15 protein-coding genes are annotated in these 22,179 nt (G+C 56.5%); 6 read left to right on the top strand and 9 right to left on the bottom strand.

The features are described from left to right. The first annotated feature begins 50 nt into the window (after window positions 1-50). Window positions 51-2,333, top strand: coding sequence for a formate C-acetyltransferase (pflB, locus tag CWM52_RS18685; protein ID WP_100685475.1), 2,283 nt, complete (start codon window positions 51-53; stop codon window positions 2,331-2,333). A 348-nt stretch (window positions 2,334-2,681) separates the two neighbouring features. Then, complete coding sequence (gene pflA, locus CWM52_RS18675) at window positions 2,682-3,422, top strand: pyruvate formate lyase 1-activating protein (protein WP_100685473.1); 741 nt, start codon at window positions 2,682-2,684, stop codon at window positions 3,420-3,422. 114 nt (window positions 3,423-3,536) lie between these two features. Here pflA and CWM52_RS18670 read toward each other — a convergent pair whose 3' ends face one another. Beyond that, on the bottom strand, window positions 3,537-4,685 hold the full coding sequence (locus tag CWM52_RS18670; protein ID WP_100685472.1) for an MFS transporter: 1,149 nt from the start codon (window positions 4,683-4,685) through the stop codon (window positions 3,537-3,539). Between CWM52_RS18670 and CWM52_RS26385 the strand changes: the two genes are divergently transcribed. Beyond that, window positions 4,684-4,902 (top strand): hypothetical protein, encoded by a 219-nt coding sequence (locus tag CWM52_RS26385; protein ID WP_165785412.1) that lies wholly within the window; start codon window positions 4,684-4,686, stop codon window positions 4,900-4,902. The two genes, CWM52_RS18670 and CWM52_RS26385, sit on opposite strands and share 2 nt — an antisense overlap. A 54-nt stretch (window positions 4,903-4,956) precedes the next feature. On the opposite strand, the gene CWM52_RS18665 is transcribed toward CWM52_RS26385, so the two are convergent. The 8 genes from CWM52_RS18665 to lrp form a co-directional block, all read right to left on the bottom strand. Continuing rightward, window positions 4,957-5,820 (bottom strand): dimethyl sulfoxide reductase anchor subunit family protein, encoded by an 864-nt coding sequence (locus CWM52_RS18665; protein ID WP_100685471.1) that lies wholly within the window; start codon window positions 5,818-5,820, stop codon window positions 4,957-4,959. 1 nt (window position 5,821) lies between these two features. Continuing rightward, a complete protein-coding gene (locus CWM52_RS18660) occupies window positions 5,822-6,439 on the bottom strand; it encodes a DMSO/selenate family reductase complex B subunit (protein ID WP_100685470.1) in 618 nt (205 codons plus the stop codon). 10 nt (window positions 6,440-6,449) lie between these two features. Continuing rightward, the gene (dmsA, locus tag CWM52_RS18655) at window positions 6,450-8,888 is read right to left on the bottom strand and encodes a dimethylsulfoxide reductase subunit A (RefSeq protein WP_100685469.1); all 2,439 of its coding nucleotides are present in this window, start codon (window positions 8,886-8,888) and stop codon (window positions 6,450-6,452) included. 201 nt (window positions 8,889-9,089) lie between these two features. After that, complete coding sequence (gene serS / locus CWM52_RS18650; protein ID WP_100685468.1) at window positions 9,090-10,382, bottom strand: serine--tRNA ligase; 1,293 nt, start codon at window positions 10,380-10,382, stop codon at window positions 9,090-9,092. 91 nt (window positions 10,383-10,473) lie between these two features. After that, window positions 10,474-11,817, bottom strand: coding sequence for a replication-associated recombination protein RarA (rarA, locus tag CWM52_RS18645; protein ID WP_100685467.1), 1,344 nt, complete (start codon window positions 11,815-11,817; stop codon window positions 10,474-10,476). A gap of 8 nt (window positions 11,818-11,825) precedes the next feature. After that, entirely contained in the window at window positions 11,826-12,437 is a 612-nt protein-coding gene (gene lolA, locus CWM52_RS18640) for an outer membrane lipoprotein chaperone LolA (protein WP_100685466.1), read from the bottom strand. Window positions 12,438-12,560: 123 nt separating this feature from the next. Beyond that, window positions 12,561-16,442, bottom strand: a complete 3,882-nt coding sequence (ftsK, locus tag CWM52_RS18635; protein ID WP_100685465.1) for a DNA translocase FtsK — start codon at window positions 16,440-16,442, stop codon at window positions 12,561-12,563. 135 nt (window positions 16,443-16,577) lie between these two features. Continuing rightward, the gene (gene lrp / locus CWM52_RS18630; RefSeq protein ID WP_002439523.1) at window positions 16,578-17,072 is read right to left on the bottom strand and encodes a leucine-responsive transcriptional regulator Lrp; all 495 of its coding nucleotides are present in this window, start codon (window positions 17,070-17,072) and stop codon (window positions 16,578-16,580) included. Between the two features lie 534 nt (window positions 17,073-17,606). On the opposite strand from lrp, the gene trxB reads away from it, so the two are divergent. The 3 genes from trxB (at window position 17,607) to cydC (ending at window position 22,178) form a co-directional block, all read left to right on the top strand. Continuing rightward, window positions 17,607-18,575, top strand: a complete 969-nt coding sequence (trxB, locus tag CWM52_RS18615) for a thioredoxin-disulfide reductase (RefSeq protein ID WP_100685463.1) — start codon at window positions 17,607-17,609, stop codon at window positions 18,573-18,575. Between the two features lie 114 nt (window positions 18,576-18,689). Continuing rightward, window positions 18,690-20,456 (top strand): heme ABC transporter permease/ATP-binding protein CydD, encoded by a 1,767-nt coding sequence (gene cydD, locus CWM52_RS18610; protein WP_100685462.1) that lies wholly within the window; start codon window positions 18,690-18,692, stop codon window positions 20,454-20,456. After that, window positions 20,457-22,178 carry a heme ABC transporter ATP-binding protein/permease CydC gene (gene cydC, locus CWM52_RS18605; protein WP_100685461.1) on the top strand — a complete coding sequence of 574 codons (1,722 nt, stop codon included), beginning with the start codon at window positions 20,457-20,459 and terminating at the stop codon, window positions 22,176-22,178. It begins immediately after the preceding gene. Window position 22,179 lies beyond the last annotated feature (1 nt).

The raw sequence follows: 22,179 nt of genomic DNA, 5'->3' as shown, positions 1-22,179 counted from the left end.
GGCCGTTTCAGGCAGTAAATAAAAAATCCACTTAAGAAGGTAGGTGTTACATGTCCGAGCTTAATGAAAAGTTAGCCACAGCCTGGGAAGGTTTCGCGAAAGGTGACTGGCAGAAAGAAGTCAACGTACGTGACTTTATCCAGAAAAACTATACCCCGTATGAAGGCGACGAGTCCTTCCTGGCTGGCGCAACTGAAGCGACAACCAAGCTGTGGGACAACGTTATGGAAGGTGTTAAACAGGAAAACCGCACTCACGCGCCTGTTGACTTCGACACCGCCCTTGCCTCCACCATCACTTCTCATGACGCAGGCTACATCAACAAAGCTCTTGAGAAAATCGTTGGTCTGCAGACTGAAAAACCGCTGAAACGTGCGATTATCCCGTTCGGCGGCATCAAAATGGTTGAAGGTTCCTGCAAAGCGTACGATCGCGAACTGGACCCGATGCTGAAAAAAATCTTCACCGAATACCGCAAAACCCATAACCAGGGTGTATTCGATGTGTACACCAAAGACATCCTGAACTGCCGTAAGTCTGGCGTTCTGACAGGTCTGCCGGATGCGTATGGCCGTGGCCGTATCATCGGTGACTACCGTCGCGTTGCGCTGTACGGTATCGACTTCCTGATGAAAGACAAATACGCGCAGTTCCTGTCTCTGCAGTCTGACCTGGAAAACGGCGTAAACCTGGAAGCGACTATCCGTCTGCGTGAAGAGATCTCTGAACAGCACCGTGCTCTGGGTCAGATCAAAGAAATGGCAGCGAAATATGGCTGCGATATCTCTGGTCCGGCAACCAACGCACAGGAAGCTATCCAGTGGACCTACTTCGGCTACCTGGCCGCAGTTAAGTCTCAGAACGGCGCAGCAATGTCCTTCGGTCGCGTATCCACCTTCCTGGATGCCTACATCGAACGTGATATCAAAGCAGGAAAAATCACTGAACAAGACGCTCAGGAAATGATTGACCACCTGGTCATGAAACTGCGTATGGTTCGCTTCCTGCGTACTCCGGAATATGATGAACTGTTCTCCGGCGACCCGATTTGGGCAACGGAATCCATCGGTGGTATGGGCGTTGACGGCCGTACTCTGGTCACCAAAAACAGCTTCCGCTTCCTGAACACCCTGTACACCATGGGGCCTTCTCCAGAGCCGAACATCACCGTTCTGTGGTCTGAAAAACTGCCGCTGAACTTCAAGAAATTCGCCGCTAAAGTGTCTATCGATACCTCTTCTCTGCAGTATGAGAACGATGACCTGATGCGTCCGGACTTCAACAACGACGACTACGCTATCGCATGCTGCGTAAGCCCGATGGTTGTTGGTAAGCAAATGCAGTTCTTCGGTGCGCGTGCTAACCTCGCGAAAACCATGCTGTACGCTATCAACGGCGGCGTTGATGAAAAACTGAAAATGCAGGTGGGTCCGAAATCTGAACCTATCAAAGGCGACGTTCTGAACTTCGACGAAGTGATGGACCGTATGGATCACTTCATGGACTGGCTGGCTAAGCAGTATGTCACCGCGCTGAACGTTATCCACTACATGCACGACAAGTACAGCTACGAAGCCTCTCTGATGGCGCTGCACGACCGTGACGTCATTCGCACCATGGCATGTGGTATCGCAGGTCTGTCCGTTGCGGCTGACTCCCTGTCTGCTATCAAATATGCGAAAGTTAAACCGATTCGTGACGAAGACGGCCTGGCCGTTGACTTCGCAATCGAAGGCGAATACCCGCAGTTCGGTAACAACGATGCTCGCGTTGATGACATGGCGGTGGACCTGGTAGAACGTTTCATGAAGAAAATTCAGAAACTCACTACCTATCGCAACGCTATCCCGACTCAGTCCGTTCTGACCATCACCTCTAACGTGGTTTATGGTAAGAAAACCGGTAACACCCCTGACGGTCGTCGTGCCGGTGCGCCGTTCGGACCAGGTGCTAACCCGATGCACGGTCGTGACCAGAAAGGTGCGGTTGCCTCTCTGACCTCCGTGGCTAAACTGCCGTTTGCTTACGCGAAAGATGGTATTTCTTACACCTTCTCTATCGTGCCAAACGCGCTGGGTAAAGACGACGAAGTGCGTAAAACCAACCTTGCAGGCCTGATGGATGGTTACTTCCACCACGAAGCATCTATCGAAGGCGGTCAGCACCTGAACGTCAACGTCATGAACCGCGAAATGCTGCTCGACGCGATGGAAAACCCGGAAAAATATCCGCAGCTGACCATCCGCGTATCTGGCTATGCAGTACGTTTTAACTCCCTGACTAAAGAACAGCAGCAGGACGTTATCACACGTACCTTCACTCAGACCATGTAATGGTTGTGACTGAAATCGCGATTTAAAAAGCGTACAATAAAGGCTCCACGCAAGTGGGGCCTTTTTAACACCCTCTCCACCCCAGTCTCTTTTGTCCGCTATCTATACTCTATGGATAACAGCCAAAACAGACTTAGAGCCTATCCCATCAGGCGTCATTGTCGCAGCCAGTTTGAACACGGACAGCGCGTAACAACCGGAGCGTACACGTAGTACGTGAGGATTGTGAGCACTGCCCAGATTCAAAATGGCAAGTAAAATAGCCTAATGGGACTGGCTCTTAAACACAGCCGGTTTGAGCTGTGCATCACAGGCCCCGGAAGGGCCGAATCTGGAGATATCACCGCAATGTCAACTATTGGTCGTATTCACTCCTTCGAATCCTGTGGCACTGTCGATGGCCCAGGGATTCGCTTTATCACCTTCTTCCAGGGCTGCCTGATGCGCTGCCTGTATTGCCACAACCGTGACACCTGGGATACCCACGGTGGTACCGAAGTCACCGTCGAAAACCTGATGAAAGAGGTCGTGACCTATCGCCACTTTATGAATGCTTCCGGCGGCGGCGTTACGGCATCGGGCGGTGAGGCGATTTTGCAGGCCGAGTTTGTGCGCGACTGGTTCCGCGCCTGCCACAAAGAAGGCATTCATACCTGCCTCGACACCAACGGCTTTGTCCGTCGCTACGACCCGGTTATTGACGAGCTGCTTGAAGTGACCGATCTGGTCATGCTCGACCTCAAACAGATGAATGATGAGATCCATCAGAATCTGGTTGGCGTGTCTAACCACCGTACGCTGGAGTTTGCCCGCTATTTATCGAATAAAAACATCAAAGTCTGGATTCGTTACGTGGTGGTTCCCGGCTGGTCTGACGATGATGACTCCGCGCACCGCCTCGGCGAGTTTACCCGCGATATGGGTAATGTCGAAAAAATCGAACTGCTCCCCTATCACGAGCTAGGCAAGCACAAATGGGTCGCGATGGGTGAAGAGTACAAGCTGGATGGCGTACACCCGCCGAAGAAAGAGACCATGGAGCGGGTCAAAGGCATTCTCGAGCAGTATGGTCATAAGGTGATGTACTGAATCCCCCCCCTTCCCCAACACAACGGCTGCCATTTCAGGCAGCCGTTTTGCTTTCTGTCGAGGAATACAGAGAACGGGAAGCGACAGCGCGCCCTGTTACCTTCCCGGGCTGGCTCAGGCGTGCGCCACCGGCGTCGGATGATGGCCGGCTTTGCGCAGCAACGTCAGCAGATAAATAAACGACACGCTGGCAATCATGATAAATAGCAGGTTGTCGGAAAAATTCTGCATCAGCATGGCGGTGAAGGTTGGCCCGAGCAAACTGCCGATGGTATAGCTCATCAACAATGCCTGGTTCATGGCGACCAGCTGATGGCGCTCGACTTTCTCACAGGCCCAGGCCATTGCTACCGGGTACAGCGTGAAGCCCGATGCGCCAAGGATGAACAGCGCCGGAGCCATTGCCGCGCCGCTAAGCATGGCCAGGCAGCCTAAAATCACAATAAAAACCTGAACGCGCAATACCAGCAAGCGACCATAGCGGTCGGCCATACGGCCGATCGGCCACTGGCCCAGAATACCTGCGCTGACCATAACCGCCATCCAGAAACCGATGCCGGAGTCACTGACCCCCTGATGGTTCAACCACAGCGGCATCAATCCATACAGTGACCCGAGAACAATCCCGGAGATAATGCAGCCGTTCACGCCATGGCGGGCCTGACGCAGCTTGAGCATTGGCCAGATCCGCGCCGGCTCATGCTGTTCATCGCTTTGGTTCACTACGCGGGTAAACAGCATAGGCAGGATTGCCGCCAGCGTCAGCGCGGTCACCCACGGCAGCACGCTCATCAGCTCCGTCGGCAGCTTGCTGACCATCAGTTGGCCCAGCACGGTTCCCACATAGTAAACCATCATGTAGGCAGCCAGCAGACGACCGCGGCTACGCGACGTTCCGCTGCAAACCAGCGCGCTTTCGACCACGACCCAAATCATCGCGCAGCCAACGCCGGCGAGAAAGCGCCAGCTGAACCAGGTCCAGAAACCGAGGGTAATGCCAAGCCCGACGCAGCCCACGGCAAAGATCAGCGATGCAAGATAATAACTACGGTTAAATCCCAGACGCTTAATGACCCATCCTGCCAGCAACGTCCCCACCAGATTACCGGTAAAATAGGATGACCCCACCATACCGACCTGCCAGGTTGGCATATTTTCATGGGCGAGCCAAAGAGGGACGAGGGTATTTAAAACCGCAATCGCCAGCGTCAACAGAAGCAGGCCGCAGAGCAACATTTGCACCGGCCGGGTGTAGATGGACATGGATATAACCGTGAGGAAGTTTAGATTTCGTGCGCATCATGCCACCGCCAAAAACATTGTCAATCCACCAGAAATCAGGCGGGAGGCGGTTTCACGGGCAACGATAGAAATTTTTCATCCAGCGGAGCGACAACAGAATTATTCTTTGTATTATTCCATTGTTTTTATTAATTTTTTGAAAAAAAACGGCGGGAATATCAGTAGAAAAATTTCATGAAAAAACAGCACATTTTTGTTGCGCCAGAACCGGGCGTCCTGGCGCAACGGATTATCAGCTGGCGATAGCCATACCGACCGTCATATGCAGACCGTAGAATATGCCCCGCCCTACCATCTCACCCACCAGTACCAGCACGAAGGCCAGACTTAGCAGCGGCACGGCGGGCTGATAGCCTTTGAGCAGCGGAACAACCCAGCATGCCACAGCCAGCACCAGCGCAACCACACGCCAGGCCATCAGTGAGCCATAATCCGGCACCAGCGCTGAAGCCTGCTGAACAGAACTGTGAATCGTCGACAGCTCGCTGCCTTGCATCAGGGCCACAATAATGCTGGCCACCAGCGCCAGCAGCGTGACTACCGGCAGCAGACGCATCGCCCGACCATCCACCCCGGCAACCCGCAGCAACAGATAGCCCAGCAGCGGGCCGCCGATCAACAGCGTCAGGAAGAAGCTCAGTGGCGTCCAGACGGTATACCAGGTCGGTACGGTATCGATGGTGTTATACACACGCACCATCATCCAGACAAAGATAATACCCAGCACCATCGTCGCGACCAGCCAGAGACTGCGCAGCCCGGTCGGCAGTTTCTTCACCACCGCCAGCAGCCAGCCAATGCCACCGACGGCGAAAAAGAGGGCGCCGCTGGCAATTTCGTTACTCAACGACGAAGCACCAACCCGGTTAAGCGAGTTAAAAGCCCGCATCGGCGACCCCAGGTGCAGGGTTGAGGCGATAAACCCAATCCCCATCAGCACCCATAAGCCAAACATGCTCAGTACCACGCGCTGCTGCTGCTCATGCGACAAACCGCCTTTCATCAGCGCCAGCGCCAGGACGATAAAACCACCCGCCACGCACTGTCCAAAGACCGTGAAGATCATCAGCGGCCATTCATGCCATCCACTTCCCATCTCACACCTCCTTCGGGTTGGCCAGATAGCCGGTTGTATCACCGCACGGACGACTATTGGCGTTCGGTTTGATGACAATACTGGGTTTGGTAAAGTGCGCAGATGGCAGCGGTGCAACCGCCGCCAGTTTGCCGTGTTTCTCACGCAGCTCTTCGACAGGGCCAAAGTCCAGCGCGCGCAGCGGGCAGGATTCGACGCAAATCGGTTTTTTACCCTCGGCGACGCGCTGGTAGCAGCCATCACACTTAGTCATATGCCCTTTGGCGGCATTGTACTGCGGCGCACCGTACGGGCAGGCCATATGACAATAGCGGCAGCCGATGCACACATCTTCATCCACCACCACAAAACCATCATCGCGTTTATGCATAGCGCCGCTCGGGCACACTTTGGTACAGGCCGGATCTTCGCAGTGGTTACAGGCGATGGACAGGTAATAGGCAAAGACGTTCTGGTGCCAGACGCCGTTGTCCTCCTGCCAGTCGCCGCCCGCATATTCATAAATGCGGCGGAAGCTGACGTCCGGGGTTAAGTTTTTGAAGTCTTTACAGGCCAGCTCGCAGGTTTTACAACCGGTGCAACGAGCAGAATCGATAAAAAATCCATATTGAGTTGTCATCGGTTATTCCTTACAGCTTTTCAACCTGGACCAGGTTCGTGTGCGATGGGTTACCTTTCGCCAGAGGCGACGGGCGTTGGGTGGTGAGCACGTTGATGCTCCCCGCCTGATCCACGCGTCCTGCGTCCGGGTTATACCAGGCGCCCTCACCCAGCGCGACAACGCCAGGCATCATTCGCGGCGTGACTTTGGCTTCGATATGCACTTCACCGCGATGGTTGTAAATACGAATGCGATCGCCGTTGGCGATGCCGCGTTGTTTCGCATCGAGTGGGTTAATCCACATCTCCTGACGACAGGCGGCCTTCAGCACATCGACGTTGCCGTAGGTAGAGTGAACGCGCGATTTGTAGTGAAAACCGGTCAGCTGCAGCGGGAATTTCGCCGTCAGCGGATCGTCATAGTTTTCAAAGCCCGGCGTATAAATCGGCAGCGGATCGATCACATCGCCATCGGGCAGCTCCCAGGTGGCGGCAATGTTCGCCAGCGCCTGGGAATAGATCTCAATTTTGCCCGACGGGGTCTCCAGCGGATTAGCCTGCGGATTGTCACGGAATGCCTTATAGGCAACATGATGGCCTTCCGGATCGCGCTGCTTGTAAATCCCCTGCTGACGGAAGGTATCGAAGTCCGGTAAATCCGGGATAGCCTTGCGGGAAAGCTCATGCAGATAACGCATCCAGCCTTCCTGGCTACGGCCTTCGGTAAACTTGTGCTCAACGCCGAGGCGTTTTGCCAGTTCCGTGGTCATGTCATAAATCGTTTTGCACTCAAAACGCGGTTTAATCACCTGGTCGGTGAAGATAACGTAGGACATGTTGCCGCACGAGGCATCCAGCGCGAAGTCCATCTGCTCGGAAGCAGTGCAGTCCGGCAGCAGAATATCGGCATATTTGGCTGACGAGGTCATGTGGCAGTCGATCACCACGATCATTTCGCACTTCTTATCATCCTGCAGGATTTCATGGGTGCGGTTGATCTCAGAATGCTGGTTAATCAGACAGTTACCGGCATAGTTCCAGATCATTTTGATAGGCACGTCCAGCTTATCTTTACCGCGTACGCCGTCACGCAACGCCGTCATCTCCGGGCCGCGTTCAATCGCGTCAGTCCACATAAACATGGAGATGCTGGTCTCAACGGGGTTCTCCAGCGTCGGCATACGCTCGAAAGGCAGGTCGTACGAGCCTTCACGCGCGCCGGTGTTACCTCCGTTGATGCCAACGTTGCCGGTCAGAATCGACAGCATCGAGATAGCACGGGTGGCGATTTCACCATTCGCGTGGCGCTGCGGCCCCCAGCCCTGGCTGATAAAGGCAGGTTTGGCTGTCGCAATTTCACGTGCCAGTTGCACAATACGAGCGGCCGGAATTCCGGTGATCGTCGATGCCCACTGCGGCGTTTTGGCAATGCCGTCGCGACCCTGACCGAGGATATAGGCCTTGTAGTGGCCGTTGGCCGGCGCATCGGCAGGCAGCGTTTTCTCGTCATAGCCGACGCAGTATTTATCGAGGAATGGCCGATCGACCAGATTTTCGGTGATCATCACCCAGGCGAGCGCGGAAACCAGCGCCGCATCGGTGCCAGGTCGAATCGGTATCCACTCATCTTCACGACCGGCACCGGTATCGGTATAACGCGGATCGATGATGATCATCCGGGCGTTGGATTTTTGCCGCGCTTGTTCCAGGTAGTACGTTACCCCGCCGCCGCTCATGCGTGTTTCACCAGGGTTGTTGCCAAACAACACCACCAGCTGGCTGTTTTCGATATCCGACGGGCTGTTACCGTCGGCCCAGCCGCCATAGGTGTAGTTCAGGCCCGCAGCGATTTGCGCCGACGAGTAATCGCCGTAATGGTTAAGGTAACCGCCGCAGCAGTTCATCAGACGGGCGATAAGCGTTTTTCCCGGCGGCCAGGAGCGGGTCATGGTGCCGCCAAGCGTACCGGTACCGTAATTCAGGTAGATCGATTCGTTACCGTAATCTTTAATCAGGCGCTGCATATTGCTGGCGATACTATCAAATGCTTCTTCCCAGCTGATGCGCTCAAATTTTCCTTCACCGCGCTTGCCAACGCGCTTCATGGGATACTTCAGACGGTCGGGGTTGTAGACGCGGCGACGCATGGAACGCCCGCGCAGACAGGCACGTACCTGATGCAGGCCGTCATAGTTGTCGTCGCCGGTATTATCCGTTTCAACGTATTTAATTTCGCCATCCACCACATGCATGCGCAGCGGACAGCGGCTGCCGCAGTTCACGGTACAGGCACTCCAGGTGACCGTTTCATTCACCGGCGCCACAGCGTCGGCAGCATGGGCAATGCGTGTAAATGGTAGGGTAAATGCGCTACTGGCCAGCGCCAGACCGCCAATTGCCGTGGTTTTCATTAAACCACGCCGGCTTACTTCGGCAGCCAGTAAAGCATCGGGGGCTTTAATTTTCATGGATACTCGCTTTGGTTGCTCACAATTCACTGACATTCGTTATGTAGTCGCATACATAACGAATTTAATTTTTTATAGCTTTTTATGCTGTGTTAACACCAAGGGAGTATGGGGGGTATCGCCAGAGGGATTATTGCCCGGCATCAATAAGGGGATTAAAAAAAAGCGCCCGAAGGCGCTTTTGAGAAGCAGGTAGAAAAATCAGCCGATAAATTCGAGGCCACGCATATAGGGGCGCAGAATTTCCGGGATCGCAATACGACCATCCGCCTGCTGATAGTTTTCCATCAGCGCGACCAGGGTACGCCCCACCGCCAGCCCGGAGCCGTTCAGCGTGTGCACCAGACGAGTTTTCTTGTCGGACTTGCTGCGGCAGCGTGCCTGCATACGACGTGCCTGGAAGTCCCAGACGTTAGAGCAGGAGGAGATTTCACGGTAGGTGTTCTGTGCCGGAACCCAGACTTCCAGATCATACGTTTTGCATGCGCTGAAGCCCATATCGCCGGTGCAGAGCGCCACTTTACGGTACGGCAGACCCAGCAGCTGCAGAACTTTTTCCGCATGGCCGGTCATCTCTTCCAGCGCCGCCATCGAATCTTCCGGACGCACGATCTGCACCATTTCTACTTTGTCGAACTGATGCATACGAATCAGGCCACGGGTATCACGACCGTAGGAACCGGCTTCAGAACGGAAACACGGCGTGTGGGCGGTCATTTTGATCGGCAGATCGTCTTCGTCGATGATCTCATCGCGAACAAGGTTGGTCAGCGGCACTTCAGCGGTCGGGATCAGCGCATAGTTGCTGCTGTCCGCTTCTTCTTCCAGCGGACGGGTATGGAACAGATCGCCGGCAAATTTCGGCAGCTGACCGGTACCGTACAGCGTCTCCTGGTTGACCAGATACGGCACATAGTTTTCACTGTAGCCGTGCTGTTCGGTATGCAGATCCAGCATGAACTGCGCCAGCGCACGATGCAGACGGGCCAGTTGCCCTTTCATCACCACAAAGCGGGAGCCGGTCAGCTTAACGGCAGCGGCAAAGTCCAGTCCGCCGTGCATTTCGCCCAGCGTCACGTGATCGCGGACGTCAAAATCGAACTCGCGCGGCGTCCCCCAGCGGCTGACTTCAACGTTGTCGTTTTCGTCGCGACCGGCCGGCACGTCGTCGTGCGGAATGTTAGGGATAGTCAGCGCGATATCGCGGATCTCTGCCAGTAACACGTCCAGCTCGGCTTTCGCCGCATCCAGCTGTTCGCCCAGTTTGTTAACTTCCTGGCGTAATGGCTCGATATCTTCCCCGCGCGCTTTCGCCTGGCCAATGGATTTCGATCGGGAGTTACGCTCCGCCTGCAGATTTTCCGTTTCAACCTGCAGAACTTTACGACGCTCTTCCAGAGCGCGCAGTTTATCTACATCCAGCTTAAAGCCCCGGCGTGCCAGTTTTTCAGCGACTGCGTCTGGCTCGGTACGCAGCAGATTGGGATCGAGCATGCTTATCCTGTGCTTATCGAATAAATAAAAGAAAAGTGGCCGCAGACTACGACCACCGGGATATCTTGATAACCTTACCGCAACGCCTCTGTTAGCGGTAGCGTTTTATGGGGCTATTTTGATCCTGTTCGCTAAGCCAGGCGAGCTTTTCGCCAATTTTCCCCTCCAGCCCCCGATTTGTGGGCCGATAATAACGAGTTTGGGCCATTTCCTGCGGGAAATAGGCTTCCCCGGCAGCATAGGCGTTTGGCTCATCATGGGCATAGCGATACTCCTGCCCATAGCCCATCTCTTTCATCAAGCGGGTTGGCGCGTTACGCAGATGCACCGGCACATCGTAGTCCGGACGCTCGCGGGCATCGGCCATGGCGGCTTTAAATGCGGTGTAAACCGCGTTGCTCTTCGGCGCGCAGGCGAGATAAACAATGGCCTGCGCAATCGCACGCTCGCCCTCCGCTGGCCCCACCCGGGTAAAACAGTCCCAGGCAGAGAGCGCAACCTGCATGGCACGCGGGTCGGCATTGCCAACATCTTCCGAAGCGATAGCCAGGCAGCGTCGGGCCACATACAGCGGATCGCCGCCGGCGGTAATGATACGAGCGTACCAGTACAGCGCCGCATCCGGCGCGCTGCCGCGAACGGACTTGTGCAGCGCGGAAATCAAATCGTAGAAACGGTCGCCTTTATTATCAAACCGGGCGCTGCGCTCGCCGGCAATTTCGGTCAGCAGTTCCGCTTTCAGCACCCGGTTGCCGGAGGCATCCGTCTCCGCCATATCGGCCATCATTTCCAGCGTATTGAGCGCCCGGCGCGCATCGCCGTTAACCAGCCCGGCGATCGCCTGGCGGGTATCATCCGGCAGCACGATATTTTGCCCGCCGTAGCCACGATCTTTATCGTTCATCGCCTGCGTCAGCACATGCTCAATATCCTCGCTGGACAACGATTTCAGCAGGTATACGCGCGCCCGGGATAGCAGTGCGGAATTGAGTTCAAACGAGGGGTTTTCCGTCGTCGCGCCGATGAAGGTGATGGTGCCGTCTTCAATATGCGGCAAAAAGGCATCCTGCTGACTTTTATTAAAACGATGGACTTCGTCAACGAACAGAATGGTGCGGCGCCCGGCATTACGGTTCTGTCTGGCGCGCTCGATCGCTTCGCGGATCTCTTTTACGCCGGAGGTTACCGCCGAGATTCGTTCAACATCGGCGCTGGCATAGCGAGCAATCACTTCAGCCAGCGTGGTTTTGCCGGTGCCGGGCGGCCCCCATAAGATCATCGAATGCAGATGCCCGGCCTCAATCGCCCGCGGCAAAGGTTTCCCCGGCGCCAGCAGATGCTGCTGGCCAATGTACTGCGCTAAATTTTCTGGCCGCATGCGGGCGGCCAGAGGTTGAAACGCATTATCGGAAAAATCGAGCGACAGATTGCTCACACTCGCCTCTACTTACGTTGATCGTCCACCGTCACCCCTTTCGGCGGTGTAAAGGTGAACTTAGATGCATCGACCGCGCCGTTTTGCTGAGACTTCAGCTGGTAGCTGCTGCGCTGGTCATCCTGCTCTATCGCGCTGAACTGATGGATGGTCCCGTCGCGGCCAACGTTGATCGTAAACTGCTTCAGGTTACCGCCGCCGCTTTTTGGCGTCAGGACAAAATCATCGCCGTTTTGCTTGATGTTGTACTGCTGCCAGTCGTTGGACTGGTTGCGGGCAATCAGCATAAACGGCGTGTTGCTGGTGGCGTCTTTCAACCAGGTGGCGGTTGCCTGCTCAACAAACGGGTTGTAGAACCACAGGGTCTTCCCGTCAGAGACCAGAATGCTTTCATCCGGCTGGGTCATATGCCAGTTAAACAGATTCGGACGTTTAACCCACAGGTCGCCCTGCCCGTCCTGGACGGCGTTACCGCTGCCATCGGTCACTTTTTGGGTGAAGCTGGCATGGAAGCTGCTCACTTTATCAAGGCGGCTTTTCAAATCACTGGCGGCATCCGCCCACACCTGGCTCACAACAAATCCAGACAGTAATGCACAGGTGATTGCGAGTTTTTTCATTGTTATTCCTTAATGTGCGTCACTCCCGACGCGGGAGCCTCTTCTGCCTCCTAATGTAGGACCGCCTGGCACGACGGAACAGCAGAACAGGCTGATTTTGCGCTTATTTACCCAACTTTGCACTTACTCGAAGGGCGGCGGCGCCAGCACTTCGCGGTTACCATTATGGCCCTGCTCGCTGACAATACCCTGCGCTTCCATCTGTTCGATAATACGTGCCGCGCGGTTGTACCCGATGCGGAACTGGCGCTGAACGCCGGAGATAGAGGCTTTACGTTTTTCAGTGACGAAGTTCACCGCCTGATCGAACAACGGATCCAGCTCTTCACCACCGTCAAAGCCGCCGCTGCCGCCTTCGCTTTCGCTATCCGACGTAATGCCGTCAACATACTGCGGACGCCCGCGCGCTTTCCAGTCCTGAACCACGGCGTGCACTTCCTGGTCGCGAACGAACGCGCCGTGGACACGCACCGGCATGGTCGAGTTCGGCCCGGAGTAGAGCATATCCCCCATCCCCAGCAGTGATTCCGCGCCGCCCTGATCGAGGATGGTACGCGAGTCAATCTTGCTTGAGACGGTGAATGCGATACGCGTCGGGATGTTCGCTTTAATAAGACCGGTAATGACGTCGACGGACGGACGCTGCGTTGCCAGCACAAGGTGAATACCCGCCGCACGCGCTTTCTGCGCCAGACGCGCGATCAGCTCTTCGACCTTCTTACCGACGGTCATCATCAGGTCGGCGAATTCATCCACCAGGACGACGATATACGGCAGTTTTTCCAGCACCGGATGGACGGCGTCCATACTGTCTCCCGGTTTCCAGTACGGATCCGGAATCGGCCGGCCCATCCGCGCCGCTTCGGCGATTTTCTCGTTGTAACCCGCGAGGTTACGCACGCCGAGCGCCGACATCAGCTTGTAGCGACGCTCCATTTCGTTCACGCTCCAGCGCAGTGCGTTAGCGGCGTCTTTCATATCGGTGACGACTTCGGTCAGCAGATGCGGGATCCCTTCATAGACCGACAGTTCGAGCATTTTCGGGTCGATCATAATGAAGCGCACATCTTCCGGCTGCGCTTTATACAGCATGCTGAGGATCATGGCGTTGACCCCCACCGATTTACCGGAACCGGTGGTACCGGCCACCAGCAGGTGCGGCATTTTTGCCAGATCGGCAACGACCGGATCGCCGGCGATGTCTTTCCCCAGCACCACGGTGAGCGGCGATGGGTTATCGCGGAATTTCGTGTTATCCAGCACTTCTCGCAGGTAAACGGTCTGGCGTTTTTTATTCGGCAGTTCCAGGCCCACGTACGGCTTACCCGGAATCACTTCCACGACACGCACCGCAATGGTGGACAAGGAACGGGCCAGGTCACGCGACAGGTTTGAAATCCGTGCGGCCTTCACGCCCGGCGCCAGATTCAGTTCGAAACGGGTGATAACCGGGCCTGGTGAGTAGTTCACCACATCCGCTTTAATGCGGAAGTCCGCCAGACGGGCCTCAACCAGGCGCGCCATTTGCTCCAGCGCGAAGGTATCCACCGGCTCGACCTCGCTCGGCGGCGGCGTCAGCAGATCCAGCGACGGCAGCGGCGTCGTCGGCCGCTGCATCGGCTGGCTGTTGCCGTTACGCATCAGCAGCGGGTGAATCAGGCTATCCTGCGGCGGCTGCGCGGCGGCTGTCTGCTGCGGCATATGGCCCTGAGGGGCCTGCCGCGGCTGATAGCTCTGTGCGGCAGGCTGAGGCTGCTGCGCCATCTGCGGAGGTTGAACCGGCTGCGCAGGTTGCTGATACGGTTGTTGTACCGGCGACGGTTGCACCGGTTGTTGATACCGCTGGGCCGGCTGCTGGTACTGCTGCACCGGCGGCTGTGTCTCCGGCATCGGTGTGAACAGCGGTTCGCTCGGACCGTCGTCGACCAGCGCTTTCATCGGCGAGAAATCATAATCCGCAGGAGAAAACGGCGTTGCGCCCTGCGGCTGTTCGCTGCTGTAGCGCTGCTGCTGCGACGCCGCAAACTGACGGGCCAGTTCGGCTTCCGCTGCGGAATCATCCTCTTCATCCTGCGCATAGACTTCGCCGTAACGCTGCTGCTGGGTGGCGGCAAACTGGCGAGCCAGTTCGTCCTGTTCCAGCGCGTCCACTTCTTCATCCGTTAACGGCTCGTCGTCATAGGCCTGATTGAGTTCAGCTTTACGCGCGCGCTCTTCAGCCATACGTTGTGACGGCAGCTTAATGCCATAAGAGGCCAGTTCGCGGCGCGTAGGGACACGGACATGATTAGGGCGCGGCAGTTTTGGACCAATCCCCTCTTTCACCTGCGCGCGCGGCCCACCGGATGCCGGGCTGAACAGCGGCGCAGCGGATGACGCGGCGGAAGCCGTTGCACCCGCGCTCGTCGCCTGCTGTACGCCGGCGGCAAGGGTAGTTACCGCTGCGGCTTCGACCGAAGGCGCTGGTGGCGGTGTAACAGGCCGTGTGGCGACCGGGCTTGCCGGTTCAGGGATCGGCTGATACCAGGCGGCCAGTTGCTCGCGCTCACGCGCTCGCTTCTCTTCGACCTCTTCAAAATAATACATCGGCGGACGCTGTGGCTTCACATCCTCCTGCGGCGCTTCAGGCGCTACGGCAGGAGCCGGTGGCTCCGGCTGATATGCCTGATGCTGCGGGAAAGACGACTCCGGCTGGTAAACCGGCTGCTGTACCGGCACCTGCTCAGGCTGATACGCCTGATACGGCGGGTAAGACGGTTCCGGCTGGTAAACCGGCTGCTGTACCGGCGCCTGCTCAGGCTGATAGGCCTGATGCGGCGGGTAAGACGGTTCCGGCTGGTAAACCGGCTGCTGTACCGGCACCTGCTCAGGCTGATACGCCTGATGCTGCGGGTAAGACGGTTCCGGCTGGTAAACCGGCTGCTGTACCGGCACCTGCTCAGCTACCGGTTCGGCCCATGCCTGTGGCGCGGCGGTTGCCGCTGCTGCTACAGCCAGCGGATCGGCAATGCTGTGGCCATTTAATAGCGGATCGTAAGGGTCAAAATCCCCCGGACGCACCGCGCTGGCGCCAGAAAACAGCACATCGTCAGCATCGCCCGGACGTGCCGCACTGGCCCCCGAAAAGAGGACATCGTCCGCTGCGACGGGTGCCCCGTTGGCGCTGAACTGCACATCCTCTTCGGCATCATCCATACGCTTGCCGGAGAACAACGCGGCATCGGTTTTACGCCCCATCGGATTGGAGAATTTCTCGGCCAGACGCTGACGACGCGCGAGCGCGCTGCGTAAAATGCGCGCACGACGAGATTCCTGCGGCTTAGCTGCGTCGTCGTAGTCGTCTTCATCGTCTTCGTATTCGTCTTCATCCACCCAGGTATCGTCCCGACGGGTACGGTTGCTGGCAAATGTCAGAACAGACAGAATCGCACCGCCGAGTTTTTCGGCAATGCTAACCCACGACCAGCCGGTGAACAGCGTTAAACCCGCCGCCCAGATGCAGAGCAGCGCAATGGTGCCGCCGCTGCTGTGCAGCAACGGTTGCAGAGTGGTGCTCAGCAAACTGCCGATCACGCCGCCGGAGGCGAAATACCAGATATCATCGGCGTTAATCGCGGCCAGACCGCAGGAGGTCAGAATCAGCGCCAGTGCGCCAATCAGGCGTAGCGAAACGGCAAAGTAGTCGATGTACTCGTCGTTCTCCTGATGACGCCAGGCGAACCAGCAACCGCCGATAATAATCACCGGAATGGTATAAGCCATTACGCCAAAAATGAAAAATAGCGTATCGGCAAGCCAGGCCCCCGGGATACCACCTATGTTATGGATAGGTTCGTGCCAGGCCGTTTGCGACCAGCTGGGATCCGAGGGATTAAAGCTGAGTAATGCCGCCATCAGCCAGATGGCAAACAGGGAGCAAAGGATGAGCAACGCCTCAAGGAGTCGGCGCCCGCTGCTTAACTTGGTCAGTTTGACTTCTTTGTCTTCGGTGTATTCCTGGCTCAAAAAAGGCTCTCCAGGTATCAGGCTGTTTCCTGCCTGCTGCTAAAACGGACAACAGTGCCGGGTCACCCCGGCACTGTTGCTGTATGGATTAACAGGAGTGTAATCAAACTACGTCGATTTTGCACCTGTTCCGTGTTAGCGCGTCTTAATTACCAGACGATTACTTTGCTTGACTTCTTCCATTACCACGTAGGTGCGGGTATCGTTCACGCCCGGCAGACGTAGCAGGGTCTCGCCCAGTAATTTGCGATACGCTGACATATCCGGCACGCGGGTTTTCAACAGATAGTCGAAATCACCGGATACCAGATGACACTCTTGAATTTCTTCAAGTTTTTGCACTGCAGAGTTAAATTGCTCAAACACATCCGGCGCGCCACGATTCAGAGTAATCTCAACAAATACCAGAAGTGATGCATCCAGATAGTGCGGGTTGAGCAGCGCCGTATAGCCCTGAATAAAACCCTGTCTTTCCAGACGACGCACGCGCTCAAGGCAAGGCGTCGGGGAAAGTCCCACCCGTTTAGAAAGTTCGACGTTTGAAATACGCCCGTCTTTTTGCAGCTCATTCAAAATATTACGATCGATGCGGTCGAGATCTTTGCCAGGGCGCTTCTTGCTATCTACCATTATTATTGTCTCTCTGTATTCCTTCCCTACTCCTGTTCCGACTCAGAGCCTTCACTGCCCGAGTCCATCCTGTTCTTACCCGCATACGACATCGGGTAACCCCAGGGGTACGTGAGAAGCCCGTTGCCTGACGGCAGCCACCGACATCACGCATGGCGTCTGTCCACACCATGCGTAGATTTCGCTAACCCGGTAAAAATGGCATTTGCGTGCATGAAAATTCGCCGCACGCGAAACACTGCTTTTTGTCTTCCATGAATGTTTTCGCAAAAGCACAGGGGATTGTCAAAGCAAAACATCGATTTTTAGTACAAGATGCCAGATATTCATTATCCGCCCCCGGTGATTCTCATGTTTTCCTCTTATAATTGTCCTGCTGACAGTAGAATTAGTTATATTCTTCGCACGTAAAATCGCCAGTTAATTGGCGTCCTCTATTGCACGTATCGTTAACAAAATTGCTGTGCTCTTTTTTTACGACAACAAATTCCCTACAATCCAGCCCAATGTATGCCAATAAATTATGGGGATCTCATGGGCACGACCAAACACAGTAAACTGCTTATTCTTGGTTCTGGACCTGCGGGATATACCGCTGCAGTCTACGCCGCGCGCGCAAATCTGCAGCCGGTACTGATTACCGGCATGGAAAAAGGCGGTCAGCTGACCACCACCACGGAAGTGGAAAACTGGCCGGGCGATCCTAACGATCTGACCGGACCGCTGCTGATGGAGCGGATGCACGAACATGCGACGAAATTCGATACCGAGATTATTTTCGACCATATCAATAGCGTCGATCTGCAAAACCGTCCTTTCCGTCTGGTCGGCGACAGCGGCGAATACACCTGCGACGCGCTGATTATCGCCACCGGCGCTTCCGCGCGCTATCTGGGGCTGCCGTCAGAAGATGCCTTCAAAGGACGCGGCGTTTCCGCCTGCGCGACCTGTGACGGGTTCTTCTATCGCAATCAGAAAGTGGCCGTCATCGGCGGCGGCAATACCGCGGTGGAAGAAGCCCTGTACCTCTCTAACATCGCCTCCGAAGTCCACCTGATTCACCGCCGTGACACTTTCCGTGCGGAAAAAATCCTGATTAATCGTCTGATGGATAAAGTGGCCAACGGCAATATCGTGCTGCATACCCATCGCACGCTGGAAGAAGTGACGGGCGATCAGATGGGCGTCAGCGGTCTGCGTCTGCGTGATACGCAGAATGCCGACAATATTGAATCTCTGGAGGTCGCGGGCCTGTTTGTCGCGATTGGCCACAGCCCTAACACGGCTATTTTCGCAGGCCAGCTGGCGCTGGAAAACGGCTATATCAAAGTGCAGTCCGGGATCCACGGCAATGCCACCCAGACCAGTATTCCAGGCGTATTCGCCGCGGGCGATGTGATGGACCATATCTATCGCCAGGCCATCACCTCCGCCGGTACCGGCTGTATGGCGGCGCTGGATGCTGAACGCTATCTTGATGGTTTAGCTGACGCCTGCAAATAATCTTTACAAGTCAGTAACAAAGGTAAAGAAGGCGACGAAAAGTCGCCTTTATTTTTTCCTCGTTGTAACATTGCGTGGCCTAAAAACCTCATAACTACACCTGCTAAGTGCGCAATGAATAAAACCCGTCAACAAGAGTTAACCCGCTGGTTAAAAGAGCAAAGCATTCTCTCCCGTCGCTGGTTGATGATTTCCCGCGCGCTGGGCGTCATTAGCGGCCTGCTGATCGTCGGTCAGGCCTGGGTGCTGGCGCGAATCCTTCATCGCATGATTATGGAAAATATTCCGGCGACGGCGTTGCTATTGCCGTTTATCATCCTGGTGCTGATTTTTGTTCTTCGGGCCTGGGTGATATGGCTGCGCGAGCGGGTAGGTTTCTATGCCGGGCAACATATTCGCTATGAAATACGCCGCAAGGTGCTCGATCGCCTGCAGCAGGCCGGTCCGGCGTGGATTCAGGGGAAACCCGCCGGAAGCTGGGCGACGCTGGTGCTTGAGCAAATTGATGACATGCACGATTACTACGCGCGTTATCTCCCGCAGATGACTCTCGCCGCCTGCGTCCCGCTGCTGATTGTGATCACCATTTTCCCAATCAACTGGGCGGCGGCGCTGATTCTTCTCGGCACCGCCCCGCTGATCCCGCTGTTTATGGCGCTGGTCGGCATGGGCGCGGCGGAGGCGAATCGCCGCAACTTTCTGGCGCTGGCTCGCCTGAGCGGCCACTTTCTCGACCGCCTGCGCGGGATGGAAACGCTGCGCCTCTTTCACCGCGGCGAAGCGGAAACGGACAATATTCGCCATGCTTCCCAGGATTTCCGTCAGCGGACGATGGAAGTGTTACGCCTCGCCTTTCTCTCCTCCGGCGTGCTGGAGTTTTTCACCTCGCTCTCCATTGCTCTGGTCGCAGTTTACTTCGGTTTCTCCTATCTCGGAGAGCTTAACTTTGGCCACTACGGCATCGGCGTCACCCTGATGTCCGGCTTCCTGGCCCTGATCCTGGCGCCGGAGTTTTTCCAGCCGCTGCGCGATTTAGGCACCTTTTACCATGCCAAAGCGCAGGCCATCGGGGCCGCAGATAGTCTGAAAACGTTTATGGAAAAACCGCTGGCGCAGGAGACTCGTGGTGAGAAGACCCTCAGCGACAGCGAACTGATTCGTCTCGAAGCGCGCGATGTGGTCGTCAAATCGCCGGAAGGCAAAGTCCTGGCGGGGCCGCTGAACTTTACGCTCCCTGCCGGTAAACGCGTCGTACTGGTCGGGCAGAGCGGTTCCGGTAAAAGTTCGCTGTTGAATACATTGACCGGTTTTCTCCCCTACGACGGCTCGCTGACGGTCAACGGCGTTGAACTGCGCGAGCTTGACGCTGGCCGGTGGCATCGTCTGCTCAGTTGGGTCGGGCAGAACCCGCAGCTCCCCGCCGCCACGCTACGCGAGAACGTTGTGCTGGCCTGGCCGGAAGCCAGCGAAGCGCAGCTTCAGCTCGCGCTGGATAAGGCCTGGGTCAGCGAATTCATCTCCCAGTTGCCGCAGGGGATTAATACGCCGGTCGGCGATCAGGCCGCTGGCCTGTCCGTCGGGCAGGCGCAGCGCATTGCCGTGGCGCGGGCCCTGCTGGTACCGTGCCGGCTGTTATTGTTGGATGAGCCGGCCGCCAGCCTTGATGCGCATAGCGAACAGCGGGTCATGCAGGCGCTCTTTAACGCCTCTTCGCAGCAAACGACGCTGATGGTGACCCACCAGCTGGAAGGCATCGCCGACTGGGATGCCGTGTGGGTGATGCAGGATGGGCAGATTGTTGAACAAGGGACCTATAGCCAGTTGGCTACGGCCAACGGGCCTTTTGCCGCCCTGTTAGCCCACCGTCAGGAGGAGATTTAAATGCGCGCGCTATTACCTTATCTGGCGTTGTACAAACGACATATCTGGCTGCTGACCCTCGGCGTGGTACTGGCTATCGTCACCCTGCTGGCCAGTATCGGTCTGCTGACACTGTCAGGCTGGTTCTTATCTGCTTCTGCCGTCGTTGGCGTCGCCGGTCTTTACAGTTTCAACTATATGCTGCCAGCGGCCGGCGTTCGCGGCGCGGCGATTATCCGCACCGCCGGTCGCTATTTCGAACGTCTGGTCAGCCACGACGCCACTTTCCGCGTGTTGCAGCATCTGCGGGTGTTTACCTTCAGCAAGCTGCTCCCCCTCTCCCCTGCCGGGCTGGCGCGTTTTCGCCAGGGTGAACTCCTCAACCGGGTGGTCGCCGACGTCGATACCCTGGACCATCTCTATCTGCGGGTCATCTCGCCGTTGATTGGCGCACTGGTTGTCATTGTGGTGGTCACCGCAGGCTTAAGCCTTCTCGATGTCACGCTGGCGCTGACGTTGGGCGGTATTATGCTGGTGACCCTGCTGGTTCTGCCGCCGCTGTTTTATCGCGCCGGGAAACCCGCCGGTGAGAACATCACGCAAATGCGCGGGCAGTACCGTCAACAGCTCACCGCCTGGCTGCAAGGACAGGCTGAACTGATGCTGTTCAGCGCCAGCGACCGCTACCGCAAACAGCTGGAGAAAACCGAGCAGCGTTGGCAGGATGCCCAGCGTCGTCAGGCAGAGCTGACGGCGCTGTCGCAGGCGTTGATGCTGCTGATTGGTGGCGTTGCCGTGGTTGCTATGCTGTGGCTCACCTCCGCTGGCGTGGGCGGCAACAGCCAGCCTGGCGCGCTGATCGCCCTTTTTGTCTTCTGCGCGCTGGCGGCATTTGAAGCGCTGGCACCGGTCACCGGTGCCTTTCAGCATCTTGGACAGGTTATAGCTTCCGCCCGCCGAATCACGCAGATTACCGGGCAACAGCCAGAAGTCACTTTCACCGCCGGCGACGCGCAGGCTTTCGGACCGGTGTCATTGACCTTGAACCAGGTCACCTTCAGCTATCCGCAGCAGCCTTCCCCGGCGCTGGAAAATATCTCATTGCAGGTTGGTGCAGGGCAGCATATTGCCATTCTGGGCCGCACCGGCTGCGGTAAATCCACGTTGCTGCAGCTTCTGACCCGCGCCTGGGATCCGGCTCAAGGCGAGATTCTACTCAACGACCAGCCGCTAACCCGACTCAATGAAGCAACCTTGCGTCAGGCGATGAGCGTGGTTCCGCAACGTGTGCATCTGTTTAGCGCCACGCTGCGCGATAACCTGTCGCTGGCCGCCCCCGGTGCCAGCGATGTCCAGCTGATGAAAGTGCTGGAACGCGTCGGGCTGGAAAAATTACTGGAAGATAGCGGTCTCAATGCCTGGCTGGGCGAAGGCGGTCGCCAGCTTTCCGGCGGCGAACTGCGCCGACTGGCCATTGCCCGCGCGCTGCTGCACGATGCGCCGCTGATGTTGCTCGATGAGCCGACCGAAGGTCTTGATGCGACGACGGAGAGCCAGATCCTCGATTTACTGGCTGAAGCGATGCGCGAAAAAACCGTGCTGATGGTGACCCACCGCCTGCGTGGACTGGCGCGTTTTAATCGGATAATTGTCATGGACAACGGCAAGATTATTGAGCAAGGTAGTCACGCGGAGCTGCTGGCTGAACAGGGGCGTTACTACCAGTTTAAGCAGCGTCTGTAGT

Origin of the sequence: Raoultella sp. T31, from assembly GCF_002806725.1 — a bacterium.
GTDB lineage: Bacteria > Pseudomonadota > Gammaproteobacteria > Enterobacterales > Enterobacteriaceae > Klebsiella > Klebsiella electrica.
Note: the sequence above shows the minus strand (reverse complement) of the source record. Positions and strands in the feature narration are given on the sequence as shown.